This window comes from Salinicola acroporae (genome assembly GCF_003206615.1).
In the GTDB taxonomy this organism is placed as follows: domain Bacteria; phylum Pseudomonadota; class Gammaproteobacteria; order Pseudomonadales; family Halomonadaceae; genus Salinicola; species Salinicola acroporae.
Genome location: NZ_PZJW01000006.1, coordinates 95,856 through 112,373 on the forward strand (window position 1 = coordinate 95,856; position 16,518 = coordinate 112,373).

14 protein-coding genes are annotated in these 16,518 nt (G+C 64.8%); 10 read left to right on the forward strand and 4 right to left on the reverse strand.

Annotated features, from left to right (window positions below; genetic code table 11):
• The first annotated feature begins 55 nt into the window (after window positions 1-55).
• A complete protein-coding gene (gene dcd, locus DOM54_RS09815) occupies window positions 56-622 on the forward strand; it encodes a dCTP deaminase (RefSeq protein WP_110599211.1) in 567 nt (188 codons plus the stop codon).
• Between the two features lie 138 nt (window positions 623-760).
• Here dcd and DOM54_RS09820 read toward each other — a convergent pair whose 3' ends face one another.
• From DOM54_RS09820 to purM, 3 genes are all read right to left on the reverse strand, one after another.
• A complete protein-coding gene (locus tag DOM54_RS09820) occupies window positions 761-1,849 on the reverse strand; it encodes an aldo/keto reductase (RefSeq protein WP_110716166.1) in 1,089 nt (362 codons plus the stop codon).
• Window positions 1,850-2,024: 175 nt separating this feature from the next.
• Window positions 2,025-2,777 (reverse strand): phosphoribosylglycinamide formyltransferase, encoded by a 753-nt coding sequence (gene purN, locus DOM54_RS09825; protein WP_110716167.1) that lies wholly within the window; start codon window positions 2,775-2,777, stop codon window positions 2,025-2,027.
• Window positions 2,774-3,868, reverse strand: a complete 1,095-nt coding sequence (purM, locus tag DOM54_RS09830; RefSeq protein ID WP_110716641.1) for a phosphoribosylformylglycinamidine cyclo-ligase — start codon at window positions 3,866-3,868, stop codon at window positions 2,774-2,776. The genes purN and purM overlap by 4 nt, the downstream gene beginning before the upstream one ends.
• Window positions 3,869-3,959: 91 nt before the next feature.
• Between purM and DOM54_RS20020 the strand changes: the two genes are divergently transcribed.
• The 3 genes from DOM54_RS20020 (at window position 3,960) to dauA (ending at window position 6,734) form a co-directional block, all read left to right on the forward strand.
• Complete coding sequence (locus DOM54_RS20020; RefSeq protein WP_162619824.1) at window positions 3,960-4,166, forward strand: hypothetical protein; 207 nt, start codon at window positions 3,960-3,962, stop codon at window positions 4,164-4,166.
• Window positions 4,163-4,864, forward strand: coding sequence for a DnaA regulatory inactivator Hda (hda, locus tag DOM54_RS09835; RefSeq protein ID WP_110599217.1), 702 nt, complete (start codon window positions 4,163-4,165; stop codon window positions 4,862-4,864). Before DOM54_RS20020 ends, hda begins: the two co-directional genes overlap by 4 nt.
• 88 nt (window positions 4,865-4,952) lie before the next feature.
• On the forward strand, window positions 4,953-6,734 hold the full coding sequence (gene dauA, locus DOM54_RS09840) for a C4-dicarboxylic acid transporter DauA (protein WP_110716168.1): 1,782 nt from the start codon (window positions 4,953-4,955) through the stop codon (window positions 6,732-6,734).
• On the opposite strand, the gene DOM54_RS09845 is transcribed toward dauA, so the two are convergent.
• A complete protein-coding gene (locus DOM54_RS09845; RefSeq protein ID WP_110716169.1) occupies window positions 6,713-7,726 on the reverse strand; it encodes a LysR family transcriptional regulator in 1,014 nt (337 codons plus the stop codon). The two genes, dauA and DOM54_RS09845, sit on opposite strands and share 22 nt — an antisense overlap.
• 177 nt (window positions 7,727-7,903) lie before the next feature.
• Between DOM54_RS09845 and DOM54_RS09850 the strand changes: the two genes are divergently transcribed.
• The 6 genes from DOM54_RS09850 (at window position 7,904) to DOM54_RS09875 (ending at window position 16,504) form a co-directional block, all read left to right on the forward strand.
• The gene (locus DOM54_RS09850; protein ID WP_110716170.1) at window positions 7,904-9,139 is read left to right on the forward strand and encodes an aldose epimerase family protein; all 1,236 of its coding nucleotides are present in this window, start codon (window positions 7,904-7,906) and stop codon (window positions 9,137-9,139) included.
• 316 nt (window positions 9,140-9,455) lie between these two features.
• On the forward strand, window positions 9,456-10,448 hold the full coding sequence (locus DOM54_RS09855) for an arabinose ABC transporter substrate-binding protein (RefSeq protein WP_110599225.1): 993 nt from the start codon (window positions 9,456-9,458) through the stop codon (window positions 10,446-10,448).
• A gap of 42 nt (window positions 10,449-10,490) precedes the next feature.
• Window positions 10,491-11,984, forward strand: a complete 1,494-nt coding sequence (gene araG, locus DOM54_RS09860) for an L-arabinose ABC transporter ATP-binding protein AraG (RefSeq protein WP_110716171.1) — start codon at window positions 10,491-10,493, stop codon at window positions 11,982-11,984.
• Between the two features lie 52 nt (window positions 11,985-12,036).
• Entirely contained in the window at window positions 12,037-13,038 is a 1,002-nt protein-coding gene (gene araH / locus DOM54_RS09865; RefSeq protein ID WP_110716172.1) for an L-arabinose ABC transporter permease AraH, read from the forward strand.
• A 221-nt stretch (window positions 13,039-13,259) separates the two neighbouring features.
• Window positions 13,260-14,660, forward strand: coding sequence for a GntP family permease (locus tag DOM54_RS09870; protein ID WP_110716173.1), 1,401 nt, complete (start codon window positions 13,260-13,262; stop codon window positions 14,658-14,660).
• 80 nt (window positions 14,661-14,740) lie between these two features.
• Complete coding sequence (locus tag DOM54_RS09875) at window positions 14,741-16,504, forward strand: IlvD/Edd family dehydratase (protein ID WP_110716174.1); 1,764 nt, start codon at window positions 14,741-14,743, stop codon at window positions 16,502-16,504.
• Window positions 16,505-16,518 lie beyond the last annotated feature (14 nt).

Genomic DNA, 16,518 nt, shown 5'->3' on the forward strand with positions numbered 1-16,518 from the left:
CCCGATGATTTCATGACGTCGTGACGACGTCTGCCCCTGTCTCAAGGACGCCTGCATGAGCATTAAATCCGACAAGTGGATTCGCCGTATGGCGGAGCAGGAGGGCATGATCGAGCCGTTCGAAGCCGATCAGGTCCGCCACGTGAACAACCAGCGCGTGATCTCCTACGGCACTTCCAGCTACGGCTACGACGTGCGCTGCGCCGACGAGTTCAAGGTGTTCACCAATATCCACTCGGCGATTGTCGATCCCAAGGCGTTTGACGAGAAGAGTTTCGTCGATATCAAGGGCGATGCCTGCGTGATCCCCCCCAACTCGTTTGCCCTGGCGCGTACGGTGGAGTATTTCCGTATTCCACGCAGCGTGCTAACGATCTGCCTGGGCAAGTCCACCTACGCGCGTTGCGGCATCATCGTCAACGTGACGCCGCTGGAGCCGGAGTGGGAAGGGCATGTCACCCTGGAGTTTTCCAATACCACCAATCTGCCGGCCCGTATCTACGCCAACGAAGGCGTGGCGCAGATGCTGTTTCTGGAGTCCGACGAGATCTGTGACGTTTCCTACAAGGATCGTGGCGGTAAGTACATGGGGCAGCGCGGCGTAACGCTACCGCGCACCTGAAAGAACTACCTGCGTTGACAATACTGCGTCAAAAACGGCCTTAAAATGCTCATTTACAAACTCGTAAACTGCGCTTTTTCGGCCGTTTTCTCCTTGTCTTGCCTGCCTCGCTGACGTTCTTCGGTAGTTAGTTGATTATCATGAGGCCGAGCGGTCATCGGTGCGGTTCTTGATGGTCTCACCGAAGCCATCCAGGAACGGCTTTTCGGCCGGATCGAGGCGATCCATGCCGGAGACCACCCGATGCCAGTAGGGGTAAAGCGGTGCTGGGCGGGTCAGCCGTTCGAGGCGCTGGTGCTCCTCCTGGCTCAGCTCGAGATCGGCGGCGGCGAGATTGTCGCGAAGGTGCTCCTCGCTGCGGGCGCCCACGATCAATGAAGTGACGCCCGGGCGATCCTTGAGCCAGGCGAGGCAGGCGCGCGGGATCGAGCAGTCGTGGGCCTCGCCGATGGCGGCCAGCGCCTCGATAATATCGTAGGCGCGCTCCATGTCGTGGATGTAGGGCTCCGGCCAGCCGTTGCCCTGGCGGGTGTCCGGCGGCGTGGGCTGGCCGCGACGGACCTTCCCGGTCAGAAAGCCTTCGCCCAGCGGCCCCCAGATCAGCGAACCAACGTTCTGGTCCAGCGCCAGCGGCATCAATTCGTACTCGGCTTCACGAGATTCCGGGGTGTAGTAGATCTGCTGGCTGATCGGCTTGTTGAAGCCGTGAAGTTCGGCCTTGCCGAGGGTCTTCATCATCTGCCAGCCGGTATAGTTGGAGGTGCCCCAGTAGCGTACCTTGCCGCTGGAGACCAGATGGTGCATCGCCTCCAGAGTTTCCTCGATGGGGGTGACGCCATCCCAGTTGTGCAGTTGATAGAGATCGATATGGTCGGTGCCCAGCCGTTGGAGGCTGGCTTCGACGGCGCGAATCAGGTGGTAGCGCGAGGCGCCGCTGGCGTTGGGATCGTCGCCCAGCGGACTCCTGCCCTTGGTGGCGAGGATGATGTCGTTACGCTTGCTGCCAAGCGCCTTGCCAGTGATCTCCTCGGCCAGGCCCAGCGAATAGAGATCGGCGGTATCGATCAGGTTGACGCCGGCATCGAAGGCGATGTCGAGCAGCTTCTTGGCACCCTTGACGTCGACGCTCGCTGCCTTCTCGAAACCGTTGGCACCGCCGAAAGGCACCGTGCCCAGGGTCAACGTCGATACCATCAGACCAGAATTGCCCAGCGGACGATAATCCATATCGCTTCTCCTCCTTGGTTGCTGAAAGCTGCGCTGACGGAAATGAGAGTCGCCCGGCAGTGGGCCGGGCGCTGCAGGGTATCAGTCTGGCAAAGATTGGCGTCAGGGCAAGCCTAGGAGAGAGGCCGGTGGCAACGGCATGGCTCGCACGCGCCGGCATCCGGCGCGCGCGGGCTCAGTCGTCGAGGTCTTCGTCGAGCTCTTCGGCGGCATCGGCATGGGACATGCGCAGACCGGTGGGCGGCAATGGCATGTTGTCCAGCGTCACCTTGCCGTCGGCCGACAGCTTGATTCGGCCTTCCAGGAACCAGCGTACCGCGATGGGATAGATCAGGTGCTCGCGGGCATGGACCTTCTCGATCAGGGCGTCGAGATCCTGCTCGGGCTCGACCTTGACCACGGCCTGGATCACTACCGGCCCGCCATCTAGCTCTTCGGTGACGAAGTGCACGCTGACGCCATGCTCCGAAACGCCGTCCGCCAGCGCGCGCCGGTGCGTGTCCAGGCCCTGGTAGGCCGGCAGCAGCGAGGGGTGGATGTTGAGCATGCGCCCACGGTAGTGATCGACGAAAGCCGGCGTGAGAATACGCATGAAACCCGCCAGCACCACCAGGTGCGGTTCGTGGCGGTCGATCACCTTGATCAGCGCGGCGTCGAAGGCTTCGCGGGAGTCATACTCACGGTGGGGCAGGGCCACCGCGTCGACCCCGGCATCCCTGGCTCGCTTGAGCCCGTAGGCGTCGGCCTTGTTGGCGACCACGGCGACGATTTCGCCGCCACCGAGCTCCTCGTGCTGCTGGGCGTCCAGCAGCGCCTGCAGGTTGCTGCCGTTGCCGGAGATCAGTACCACCACCCGCGGCTTCTCGGCCGCGGCGGCCTCGAAGTCGTTCAACGTGTCGTGCTGTTGTGAAGGATAGTCACCGCTCATGCCGGCAGGTTCTCCAGTTGGACGGCCTCGGCGCCGTCACCGCGGGCGACGATATCGCCCAGCCGATAGACCGTTTCCCCGCTGGCCTCGAGATGGGCGATGGCCTGGTCGACCTGGTCGCGGCCGACCGCGATGACCATGCCGATGCCGCAATTGAGTACCCGGTACATCTCACGCTCTTCCACGTTGCCCTGCTGCTGCAGCCAGTCGAAGATGGCCGGACGCTGCCAGCGGGTGACGTCGATCCGGGCCGCCAGATCGTCCGGCAGCACGCGTGGCACGTTCTCGAGCAGGCCGCCGCCGGTAATGTGAGAGAGGGCGTGCACGTCGACGCCGCTGGAGCGAATCAATGACAGCAGCGGCTTGACGTAGATGCGGGTCGGCGCCATCAGCAGGTCGGCCAGCGGCTTGCCGTCGAGGGTCTCGTCGAGCTTGCCGCCACCGACCTCGAGGATCTTGCGGATCAGCGAGTAGCCGTTGGAGTGCGGTCCCGACGAGGCCAGCCCCAGCAGCACGTCGCCTTCGCCGACCTTGCTGCCGTCGAGAATCTCGGATTTCTCGACCACGCCTACGCAGAAGCCGGCCAGGTCGTAGTCGCTGCCCTCGTACATGCCCGGCATCTCCGCGGTCTCGCCGCCGACGAGCGCGCAGCCGGCCTGGCTGCAGCCCTCGCCGATACCGGTGACCACGTCGGCGGCGATATCGACGTCCAGCTTGCCGGTGGCGTAATAGTCGAGGAACTGCAGGGGTTCGGCACCGGCGACGATCAGGTCGTTGACGCACATGGCGACGAGATCGATACCGATGGTGTCGTGTCGGCCCAGATCCATGGCGAGGCGCAGCTTGGTGCCGACGCCGTCGGTTCCGGAGACCAGTACCGGCTGGCGGTAGCCACTGGGAATTTCACACAGTGCGCCGAAGCCGCCGAGCCCACCCATGACTTCCGGACGCGAGGTGCGCTTGGCGACGCCCTTGATTCTCTCGACCAGCGCATTGCCGGCATCGATGTCGACGCCGGCGTCACGATAGGTCAAGGAATGCCGGCCAGACGAACCGGGCGCGTTCGGAGTGTCGGAAGAGGAGCGCGTCATGGGAGGACCTTTCTGAATGGGGATGATGTTCGGCGGGGCGCATTGTAGCATTGCTTCATTGAGGGAACAGCCGAAGGGCGACGAGAGCGCGATGACAACACTGCAAATCTGGAGCGTGATCGGGGGCGCGCCGGCGATCTGGCTGTCTGCCCTGCCGGAGCCGGTCTCCCCGCCGGCGTGCGATGGTGCGATCGGTAGAATCGTCGTTGCCGCCATGGGCGGGCCGTTGCCGCTTCGTGGCCGGGCGAGAAACGTCCACGTCGCCCGGGGCCCAAGCTGGGGGAGTGGATCCGCATGAGCGTCGGGCCGTCACAACTCCCGCTGGGGGTCGGTCTTCGCGATGATGCGACGCTCGCCAACTACCTGCCTGGCGACAATGCGTCGCTGGTGTCGCACCTGACAGGACAACTGCAGGAGGGTGGGGAGTCGTTCCTCTACCTGTGGGGCGGCGAGGGCGTGGGTTGCAGCCACCTGCTGCAGGCGGCCTGCCACCAGGCGGATGCCCAGGGCAAGCGCGCGCTCTATCTGCCACTGGATACGCTGGGACACTTCCCGCCCGACATTCTCGAAGAGCCGGAACGGCTCGATCTGCTGGCCATCGATGACCTGCAACTGGTGGTGGGGCGCAAGCGCTGGGAAGAGGCGCTGTTCCACGGTTTCAATCGCTTGCGCGATGCCGGCAAGCGGCTGGTGATCGCTGCCGACCGCTCGCCGCGCCAACTCGAGGTCAAGCTGCCGGACCTGGCTTCTCGCCTGAGTTGGGGGATGGTGTTCCATGTCCAGCCGCTGGACGACGTCCAGCGGCTGGCCGCTCTCCAGCTCCGGGCCAGGGTTCGCGGGATGGAACTGCCGGCGGAAGTGGGGCGGTATATCCTCCATCGCGGGCCGCGCCAGCTCGACCCGCTGTTCGAGATTCTCTCGCGGCTCGACCGCGCGTCGCTGTCTGCCAAGCGCAAGCTGACCATTCCTTTCGTCAAGCAGGCGCTGGAGTGGTGAGCCGGCCCGCGCGGCCGGCGTCCCGTAGCGCCCACCTCTGACACCAATACCGGGCCCCGGTAGCGGGTATTCGACTCAAGGATTCATCATGGCTCGTCGTCGTTTTGCGCTGGACCCACCCGGGATCGCCACCGCCATGCGCGCGGTCTGGCGTGAAGGCTACGGCATCGCCGACCTTCGCAAGGATGTGATGGCGGGAATCACCGTCGGCACGGTGGCCGTGCCATTGTCCATGGCGCTGGCGATCGCCACCGGCGTGGCTCCGCAGCACGGGCTCTACACGGCGATCGTCGCCGGTGCCGTCATTGCCCTGACCGGGGGCGCCCGTTTCAGCGTATCCGGACCCACCGCCGCCTTCGTCGCCATTCTGTTCCCGATCGTCCAGCAGCATGGCCTGGGCGGCCTGCTGATCGCCTCGATGATGGCGGGCATCATCCTGATGGTGCTGGGTGCGCTCCGCATGGGGCGGCTGATCGAATTCGTCCCCTATCCGGTGGTGCTGGGCTTCACGGCAGGCATCGCGGTGGTGATTGCGATACTCCAGATTCCCGACTTCCTGGGCCTCTCCGGCGCCGGGCTGGGTGAACATTTCCTCGACAACGTGACCAGGATCGCCCTGTCGATGCCGAGCCTCGATCCGCTGGAGACGGGGATTGGCATCTTCACGCTCACGGTCATGCTGTTGTGGCCACGCGCCAGGATCCCCGTTCCCGCGCCGTTGATCGGTCTCGTCGCCGGCGCGCTGGTGGCTTATTGCGCCAATCGCTGGGCGGGCGCCGACGTCGAGACCATCGCCTCACGCTTCAGCTGGTCAGCGAACGGGGCAAGCGGAAGCGGGATTCCGCCCATCGCGCCTTCGTTCGCGCTTCCCTGGCTGCTGCCGGGCGCCGATGGCGAACCCCTCGAACTGAGCTTCGACCTGATCCGCTCGCTGCTCGGACCGGCGCTCGCGATCGCCATGCTCGGCGCGATCGAGTCGCTGCTCTGCGCGGTGGTGGCGGATGGGCTGACCCGGAGCAAGCATGACCCCAATGCCGAGCTGATCGGGCAGGGGATGGGCAATATCGTGGCGCCGCTGTTCGGCGGAATCACGGCCACGGCCGCCATCGCGAGAACGGCCACCAACATCCGCAGCGGTGCGCGCTCCCCGATTGCCGCGCTGGTGCACGCCGGCGTGGTCCTGCTCGCGGTGATGGCACTGGCGGGGCTGCTCGGACTGGTGCCGATGGCATCCCTGGCCGCGCTGCTGTTCGTCATCGCCTGGAACATGAGCGAGGCCCGACACGTCCTGCGGGTGCTGCGTTCGTCTCCCCCCGGCGACGTCGCCATCCTGGTCGTCTGTTTCGCGCTGACCGTCCTCTTCGACATGGTGCTGGCGGTGGCGGTCGGTATCGGCCTGGCGGCGGCGCTGTTCATTCGCCGAATGGCGCTGCTGACGCATACCGATCGTGTCGATGTCGAGAACCATCCCGCAACCCTGGGCCTGCCGCCCGAGATCGCGGTCTACGACATCGATGGCCCGCTGTTCTTCGGGGTTGCCGAAAAGGCGCTGACCTCGTTGCATCGCGTCGATCCCAAGGTGCGCATCGTCATCATCGACATGGGGGGCGTCCCGAGCATGGATGGCACCGCCATCGTGGCATTTCAGGCCCTGGTCGAGGCGATGAGGCGCCAGCAGGTCGCCATCATTCTGGTCGGCCTGCCCGCCCGCATCATCGTCAAGCTACGCCGCGCCGGCATCCGCAGAACCGGCACGCTGACGTACTGCCGGGATCTTTCGCGGGCCCGGAGCGTGGCGCTGCGCTGGCAAGGACGGCTGACGGAGTCGGAGGCGAGTTCGGCCCCCGCTCAGAGCGTTACATCCCGGTAATGGGCTGGCGCCCGGGCCTGGCTCCCGTCATCGGCGGCTCTGCGCTCGCGGATCAACTGATGAAGCGTGCTCATCAGCTTCGCGGCACCGGGTGACATGCGTCGTTCGCGCAGGCTGATCAGGCCGAACGGCTGGACGCTGATAACATCCGTCGACGGCAGGATCGTAAAACGGGGCTGGGTGCACAGCAGGTCGGCGACCTCTCGGGTCGTTACGGTGACCGCATCCGACTTGTCGACCATGGCGAGCGCCATGTAGATGTCCGGCGTATTGATGATGCGTTGGGGGGGAGCCACCTTGTGGTGCAGGAAGAGGTGCTCGACGCGCTGGCGCATCAGCGCCCCCGGGGGCTGGAGCACCCATGGGTAGTCCAGCATCGGCGTCAGATCGAAGGTCTCACGGGCGGTGAGCGGGTGATCCGCCCGGCATACGAAACACAGCGCTTCCTCCCCGATCTCCTCGAACACGAAATCGCCGGCCGGCATTCCGCTGGGGATCCGGGCGATGGCGAAGTCGAATTTGCCATCGCGCAGCCGCGGTACCAGGTTGCGGCTGACGTCGACATCGATATTGACCTCCAGGTGCGGGCTGTCGCGGTGGACGCGTTCCACCGCGCTGGCCAGCAGCGTCACGGCCGGCGCGAGAACCGTGCCGATGGAAACCGTCCCGGCGTTGCCGTCATTGAGCGCATTGATCTCCTCGCTGGCCTGCGCCAGCGAGGTCAACATGCCGCGGGCATGACGAATCAGGCTCTCCCCGTACCAGTTGGGCGTCACCCCCCGTGAATGCCGGTCGAACAGCGAGACGCCGAGCAGGTGCTCGAGATCGCCTAGCAGCTTGGATGCTGCCGGTTGACTCATGCCCAGCCGTTCGGCGGCACGATGAAGGTTGCGGCAGTCGTCGAGGGCGACGAACAGCTGTAGATGACGAAACTTGAGCCTGACGCGCAGGAACCAGTCCGGTGGCAGCAACTCGCTGGAGTGAGACTTCATGCCACCATCCCGCGCATGGATTCGACGTTTTTATAAGGCATGTTGCGCTGTTCTCGCGTAGTCAGATCGGGGCGCCCGGTCTAGGGTTTAAACGATCGTGTCGGCGGAAAGGAGCCGGCCGGAACGTCAGCAACGACCCTCGGGACGTGAAGCTCAAATGGAAGACAGGAGTTCGCTATGACTCGCCATCTCTCTGCTGTTCACCGATGTCTCGGCATCGGCCTGTTGGGCATGATGATCGGCCCGGCCTTTCTGCAAGCCCAGGCACAAACGGTGTCGACCACCTCGTCTTCGGCCATGCCGCCGGGAATCGAGCGCTCCTCGTTCGGCCAACTGCCGGATGGCCGCGAGGTCGACTGCTACCGCATCACCAACGACAACGGCATCGAGATGCGGGTCATCAACTACGGCGGCATCATCGTGTCGCTGAAGACCCCCGACCGGGCCGGGCGGATGGATGACATCGTGCTGGGCTTCGATTCGATCGGCGATTATCTCTCCGACACCTATCGTCAGGCCAACCCCTACTTTGGTGCCTTGATCGGGCGCTACGGCAACCGCATCGCCAACGGTCGCTTCACGCTCGACGGGGAGACCTATCATCTGCCGACCAACGATGGACCGAATACGCTGCATGGCGGCGATGTCGGGTTCAATCAGCGGCTGTGGCACGCCGAGCCTTTCTCCTCCGCCGAAGGGCGAGGCTTGGTGCTGACCTACACCAGCGCGGATGGCGAGCAGGGCTTTCCCGGACGGCTCTCGACGCGAGTCAGCTACACGTTGACCAACGACGACGAGCTGGCCATCGATTATCGCGCCAGGACGACACGCGCCACGTCGGTCAACCTGACCCAGCACAGCTATTTCAACCTGAAGGGCGAAGGCAGCCCCAGCATCCTGGACCATGAGCTGATGATCAACGCCAGCGCCTATACGCCGATCGACGAAATCCTGATCCCGACCGGCGAGATCGCCGATGTCAGCGGAACGCCGTTCGATTTTCGCGAGCCGACCGCCATCGGCGCCCGCCTGGGCCAGAAGAATACCCAGTTGGCCTATGCCAAGGGTTACGATCACAACTTCGTGCTGAGCAAAAGTCCCGGACAGGACGACACGCCGACGCTGGCGGCTAGAGTCATCGAACCCCGCAGCGGCAGGGTGCTCGAGGTGGCCACCACCGAGCCGGGCCTCCAGTTCTACTCGGGCAATTTTCTCGACGGAAGCCTCATCGGCAAGAGTGGACGTCCCTACACCCACCGCTCCGGCCTGGCTTTGGAGACGCAGCACTTCCCCGACTCTCCCAACCAGCCGAACTTTCCCTCGACGATCCTGAGGCCCGACGAGACCTATCACTCGCAGACCGTCTATCGCTTTTCGACGACGGCATCGGAAAACCGGCCCGCCACGGATTGAGTCCTGCCCGGAGAGTCGGCCGCGACTCTCCCATGGGTCCCGCTAGAGCCGCCGCCATGGCGGCTCCGGCAGACTGAAACGCCTGTTTTAACCAAAGTCGAAAAACGACTTTAGTCGGCCCGGCGGGTTCGTCCGCTGTGGTTCGCCCCGCCTGCCTGTTGTCCTCCCGGTTTGCTGATAGCAAATCATATATCGGTTTGCCGTTGGATCGTTATTAGCCGGTTATCGAACAACGGCTTAGTGTCACGACAGCCATGTCGTGGCAAACGTTGCCCAATAACAAACCCGATGTCCCCCGAGGGGCTGGAGGCCGCCAATGATTCGCTTTCTAAAATCGTCACTCTTCGTACTCGGCGTGACCGGCCTGGGGGTCGCCTCCGCGCCGCTCCTGGCCCAAGACGAGGTCAAGATCGGGTTCATCGTCAAGAAGCCCGAACAGGCGTGGTTCATCAACGAGCAGGATGCGGCGACCAAGCTCGGCCAGGAGGAGGGTTTCGAGGTGGTGCGGCTGGCCGGCGAGGATGGCCAGCAGGTACTCAGTGCCATCGACAACCTGAACTCCCAGGGCGCGCAGGGATTCGTGATCTGCCCGCCGGACGTGCGACTCGGGCCGGCGATCGTCAATCGCGCCAAGCAGTACGGCATGAAGGTCGTGACCGTCGACGACCAGTTCCTCGGCGCGGATGGCGAACCCATGGCTTCCGTCCCGCACCTGGGAATGTCGGGCTACAAGATCGGCCAGCAGGTCGGCGAGACGATCGCCAAGGAGATGAAGGCGCGGGGTTGGGATCCGCAAAGCGTGGCAGCCCTGCGCATCAGCAACAACGAGCTGCCCACCGCCAAGGAGCGCACCGACGGCGCCACTGACGCGTTGCTGGAAGCCGGCTTCGTCAAGGACAACATCTTCGACGCGCCGCAACAGAACACCGACACCAGCAGTGCCTTCGCGGCGGCGTCTCCGGTGCTGTCGAAGAACGGCCGCTTCGAGCACTGGGTGATCTTCGCACTCAACGAGGAGAGCGTGCTGGGTGGCGTCAGGGCCAGCGAGCAGTACGGGTTGTCTCCCGACCAGGTCATCGGCGTCGGCATCAACGGCTCCGGCGCGGCCTTCGCCGAGTTCTCCCGCGAGAAGCCGACCGGCTTCTACGGCACGATTGCCGTCAGCTCGACCATGCACGGTCGCCAGAGCGCCGAGAATCTCTATACCTGGATCACCGAGGACAAGGAGCCACCGGCCAACACCGAGACCACGGGCACGCTGATGACGCGCGACAACTGGCAGCAGGTTCGCGAAGAGCTGGGCCTGTAGGCCTACTCGCGAGACCGCGCTCCCATCGCTGAGGAGACTGGAATGGCGGAAGCTTATCTTCGCATTGACGGCATTACCGTCGAATTCCCCGGCGTCCGGGCGCTGGAGGGTGTCAGCTTCGCGGCGAGGGGAGGGGAAGTCCATGCCTTGATGGGCGAGAACGGGGCCGGCAAGTCGACGCTGCTCAAGGTGTTGAGCGGCGTCAACCGGGTCACCAGCGGGCAGCTCTGGATCGATGGTGAGCCGATCGTTTTCGCCAACGCGCGGGAAGCGTTGCGCCGTGGGGTCTCGATCATCTACCAGGAGCTGACGCTGTCGCCGAACCTTTCGGTGGCGGAGAACCTGCTGCTGGGGCAACTGCCGGTCAAGCACGGCTTTCTCGACCGGCGCCGGCTGCGCGAACGGGCGATGACGATCCTGGAGGAGTTGGGCGAGGGGAGTATTCCCCCCTCGGCCAAGGTGCGGGATCTGTCGATCGGCCAGCAGCAGATGATCGAGATCGGCAGGGCGCTGCTGCGCGATGCCCGCATCATCGCCTTCGACGAGCCGACCAGTTCGCTCTCGGTCCAGGAGATCCGCCATCTCAAGCGGATCGTCTCGCGGCTGCGCGACGAGGGGCGCGTGGTGCTCTACGTGACCCACCGCATGGAAGAGGTGTTCGAGATGTGCGATGCGGTCACCGTGTTCCGCGATGGCCGCCACATCCGCACCCACGACACCCTCGAAGGACTCGATCACGACACCCTGGTCAGCGAGATGGTGGGCCGCGAGATCGAGGATGTCTACGGTTACCGCCCGCGGGAACGCGGCGAGGTATTGATGCGCCTCGAGGGGATCGAGGGGCGAGGCGTGAGGGCGCCGGTCAGTCTGGAGGTGCATCGCGGCGAGGTGCTGGGGCTGTTCGGACTGGTCGGCGCGGGTCGCAGCGAGCTGATGCGGCTGGTTTGCGGGGTCGAGCGCGCCACCGCCGGCCAGGTCTCGTTCGATGGAACCAGCCGCCGATTCGGCTCGGCCCGTCAGGCGATCCGCGCCGGCATCGCGATGTGCCCGGAGGACCGCAAGTCCCAGGGCATCTTTCCCGTTGCCAGCGTGTCCGACAATCTCAATATCAGCTGCCGGCGCTTCTTCAAGCGCTGGGGAGGCTTTCGCGACCCTGCGCGAGAGACCCGCAACACCCACGACTACATCCGCCAACTGCGGATCAAGACGCCCGGCCCCAAGACCCCCATCGCCAACCTCTCCGGCGGCAACCAGCAGAAGGTGATCCTGGCGCGCTGGCTGGCGGAGGAGATCGACCTGTTCGTGATGGACGAGCCGACCCGCGGGATCGATGTCGGCGCGCGTCGGGACATCTACTCGCTGCTCTACGACCTTGCCGAGCGGGGCAAGGGGGTGCTGGTCATCTCCAGCGATCTGGCGGAGGTCAGCTCCATCTGCGATCGCATCGGGGTTATGCGGAACGGTGAGCTCATCGACATCGTCCCGCGCGAAGAGGCGACGCCCGAGCGTCTGCTGGGTCTGGCGCTACCGGCCTGAGACTGGCAACGGATTTCCACGAGAGTCTTGAATCGCAAGAGGATTCGACAACATGAACGATAAAGTTGCCGCCCAGTCGACGCTGCCCGTCGCAGGGCGCAGGGGACTTCCCAAACCGCTGCGGACGCTGCTGGACACATCGGGGCTGATCGCCGTCTTCATCCTGCTGTTCATCGGCCTCTCGGTGCTGGTGCCGGACTTCCTGACCGGGCGCAACATCGTTGGCCTGCTGCTGTCGGTGACGCTGATCGGCACCATCGCCACCACCATGATGATGGTGCTGGCACTGGGAGAGGTGGATCTGTCCGTTGCCTCCATCGTCGCCTTTTCCGGCGTCGTGGCGGCGATGGTGACGTCCACCAGTGGCAGCGTGGCGGTCGGCGTACTGGTCGGGATCGCGGCGGGCGCCGCCGTGGGCGCCTTCAACGGCTTCGTAGTCGCCCGCTTCGGCATCAACTCGCTGATCGCCACCCTGGCGGCGATGGAGTTCGTGCGCGGCCTGGCCTACATCACCTCCGGCGGCGATGCGGTAATGATCACCGTGCCGGGGTTCTTCGACCTTGGCAGTGCGTCGTTTCTGGGGCTGACGCTGCCGGTGTGGACGATGATTGGCTGCTTCCTGGTCTTCGGTGTCGTCCTGAACATGACGGCGTTCGGCCGCAACACGCTGGCGACCGGGGGCAACTCGGAAGCGGCCAGCCTGGCGGGCGTCAACGTGCGGCGTTTGAAGATCATGGTATTCGCGCTCCAGGGGCTGGTGGCGGGTATCGCCGGCGTCCTGCTCACCTCGCGCATGGGGCTGGGCGATCCCAATACGTCGCAGGGTCTGGAACTGGCCGTCATCTCGGCCTGCGTCCTGGGAGGCGTCTCGCTCTCCGGCGGCGTCGCCTCGATCACCGGCGTGCTGGTCGGGGTTTTGATCATGGGCTGCGTGCAGAACGCGATGGGGCTGCTCAACGTGCCCACCTTCTACCAGTATCTGGTGCGCGGGGCGATTCTGCTGCTGGCGGTCATGTTCGACCGTTGGAAACAGACGCGTCGCGCCGGGGGCTGACGGGGCGAGCGAGAGAAAGCTGCAACTTTGGTCGAGTCGACGGAACCGCCTTGCGTGATGAACCCGGGGCGCCGCGCTCAAGACGTGTCTATTGATAACCATATATATATCAATCGTGCGGATATTTGACATTTCTTGGTTATCGAATCTTGGCGCTAACGTAGCGGCAACCCACGGCGAGCCTGTCACGCTGGCGCCGTGGCAGGAGTCAGGAGGACGCCATGCAAGACACGACACAAGCGGCGGCCGGCCTCCCCACCTTGGGTTTGCTGGGGATTGCCGTTGCCGCCATCACGATTCTACTGATCTTGATCATCCGGGTGCGGCTGCATCCATTCTTCGCCCTGGTCATCGTCAGTATCGGCACCGCGCTGGCGACCGGCATTTCGGTTGCCAACCTGCTGCCGACGCTGCTGGGAGGGTTCGGCAAGACGCTCGGCAACGTGGCATTGCTGATCGGGTTCGGGGCCGTGCTGGGCCGCCTCGTCGCAGTGTCGGGCGGCGCGCGCGTATTGGCCGACACGCTGATTCACTTCTTCGGCAGCAGGCGGGCGCCCCTCGGGCTGTCGATCGCCTGTCTACTATTCGGTTTTCCGATCTTTCTCGACGCGGCCTTCGTGGTGATGCTGCCGGTGATCTACTCGGTGGCCCGCGAACTGAAGGCGTCGCTGTTGCTCTATGGCCTCCCGGCCGCGGGGGCGTTTCTGGTCATGCATGCGTTGATGCCACCGCATCCCGGCCCCGTCGCCGCTGCCGTGTTCCTGCACGCCGACATCGGCCAGGTGTTGTTCGTCGCCCTGCTGGTGGGGCTACCGACCTGGTACGCGATGGGCTATCGGCTGTCGCTGATCCTGGCCAATCGCTCGCCGTTCCAGGCGGTGCCCAACCTGATGGGCGGGGAGAGCGAGGAGCTCCCGCCGGAGAAGCGTCCGGCCTTCGGCACGGTGCTGCTGGTGCTGCTGCTGCCACTGGCGCTGATCTTCCTCAACACCGGTCTGTCGACGCTGGGCCAAGGGGGCGTCATCGATGGCGACAACCCCTTGGTCTCCGCGCTGATGGTGATTGGCGAGACGCCGATCGCGCTGCTGATCAGCACTTGTATCGCGATGTGGCTGCTGGTCATTCGGTCCAGCGAGCGCGGCGCGATGGATTCGATCAACGAGATCGTCGAGCAGGCGTTGTCGCCGGTCTGCAGCATCATCCTGATCACCGGCGCCGGCGGCATGTTCGGCGGGGTGCTGACGGCGAGCGGTATCGGCGATGCGTTGGCGGAGAGCCTGCAGGCGTTCGGGCTGCCGGTGATCCTTGCCGGCTACGTGATCGCCTCGGTGATTCGAATCGCCCAGGGCTCGGCAACGGTCGCGGGGACCACGGCAGCGGGGATCATGGCGCCGGTGGTACTGGGCGATCCTGGCCTTGCCGGACTGCCCGCCGCTTGCATCACCGTGGCGATCGTCGCGGGCGCGATCGGTTATTCCCATGTCAACGACTCCGGGTTCTGGCTGGTCGGTCGGTTCCTCGGTGTCGACACCAAGACCATGCTCAAGACCTGGACGGTGATCTCCACCGGTATTTCGCTGATGTCGTTCGGGCTGGCATGGCTTGTGTTTTCCCTGCTGTGACGCTGCCCGACGACCGGTTGGCAACATCCTGGACGACTGCCGTGGCCGTCATCCAATGACTAGGGTTCGAGGAGAGAGAGATGAGCGATTCATCGGATAGCCCCCACAACAAGCGCCGTCTGCGCTCGGCCCAGTGGTTCGGTACCGCCGACAAGAACGGTTTCATGTACCGCAGCTGGATGAAGAACCAGGGGATTCCGGACCATGAATTCCAGGGCAAGCCGATCATCGGCATCTGCAATACCTGGTCGGAGCTGACGCCCTGCAACGCGCACTTCCGCAAGCTCGCCGAACACGTCAAGAAGGGCGTGCTCGAGGCCGGCGGCTACCCGGTGGAGTTCCCGGTGTTCTCCAACGGCGAGTCCAACCTGCGCCCCACGGCGATGTTCACCCGCAACCTCGCGAGCATGGACGTCGAGGAGGCGATTCGTGGCAATCCCATCGATGGCGTGGTGCTGCTGGTAGGTTGCGACAAGACCACCCCGGCGCTGCTGATGGGCGCGGCGAGCTGCGACATTCCGACGATCGTGGTGACCGGCGGGCCGATGCTCAACGGCAAGCACGAAGGCGAGGACATCGGGTCGGGAACCGTGGTCTGGAGGCTCTCCGAAGAGGTCAAGGCCGGCAAGATATCGATTCATGACTTCATGGCCGCCGAAGCCGGCATGTCGCGCTCGGCCGGCACCTGCAACACCATGGGTACGGCCTCGACCATGGCCTGCATGGCCGAGTCGCTGGGGGTATCGCTGCCGCACAACGCCGCGATCCCGGCGGTGGATTCCCGGCGCTACGTGCTCGCCCATCTCTCCGGCAACCGCATCGTCGAGATGGTCGACGAGGACCTGAAACTGTCGAAGATACTGACCCGCGCTGCATTCGAGAACGCGATACGAACCAACGCCGCCATCGGCGGCTCGACCAACGCGGTGATCCATCTCAAGGCGATCGCCGGGCGCATCGGTGTCGACCTGCCACTGGACGACTGGACCCGAATCGGTCGCGGCACGCCGACCATCGTCGACCTGCAGCCCTCCGGGCGCTTCCTGATGGAGGAGTTCTACTACGCGGGCGGTCTGCCGGCCGTGCTGCGCCGGCTGGGCGAAGCCGACCGACTGCCCCACAAGGACGCGCTGACCGCCAACGGCAGGACGATCTGGGAAAACGTGCAGGATGCCCCGCACTATAACGACGAGGTGATTCGTCCGCTGGACAACCCGCTGCGCGAGGACGGCGGCATCTGCATTCTGCGCGGCAACCTGGCGCCCAACGGCGCGGTGCTCAAGCCTTCTGCGGCCAGCCCCGAACTGATGAAGCACCGCGGTCGCGCGGTGGTGTTCGAGAACTTCGACGACTACAAGGCGCGCATCAACGATTCCGAGCTTGAGGTCGAGGCCAACGACATCCTGGTCCTGAAGCACTGCGGCCCACGGGGTTATCACGGCATGGCGGAAGTCGGCAACATGGGTCTGCCACCGAAGATCCTCGAGCAGGGCATCACCGACATGGTGCGTATCTCGGACGCCCGCATGAGCGGTACCGCCTACGGCACCGTGGTCCTCCACGTGGCCCCGGAGGCGGCAGCGGGCGGACCGCTGGCGGCGGTCGAGAACGGCGACTGGATCAGCCTGGATTGCGACAACGGCAAGCTCGAACTCGAGGTCGACGACGCCGAGATCGCCCGCCGCCTGGCTGCCGCCGACCCGACCGCGGCATCGAGTCAGATCGCCACCAGCGGCGGCTATCGCCAGCTCTATATCGAGCGGGTGCTGCAGGCCGACGAGGGCTGTGACTTCGACTTCCTGCGCGGCTGTCGCGGCGCCGAGGTGCCACGGCACTCGCACTGAGGTGCTAGCGCGGC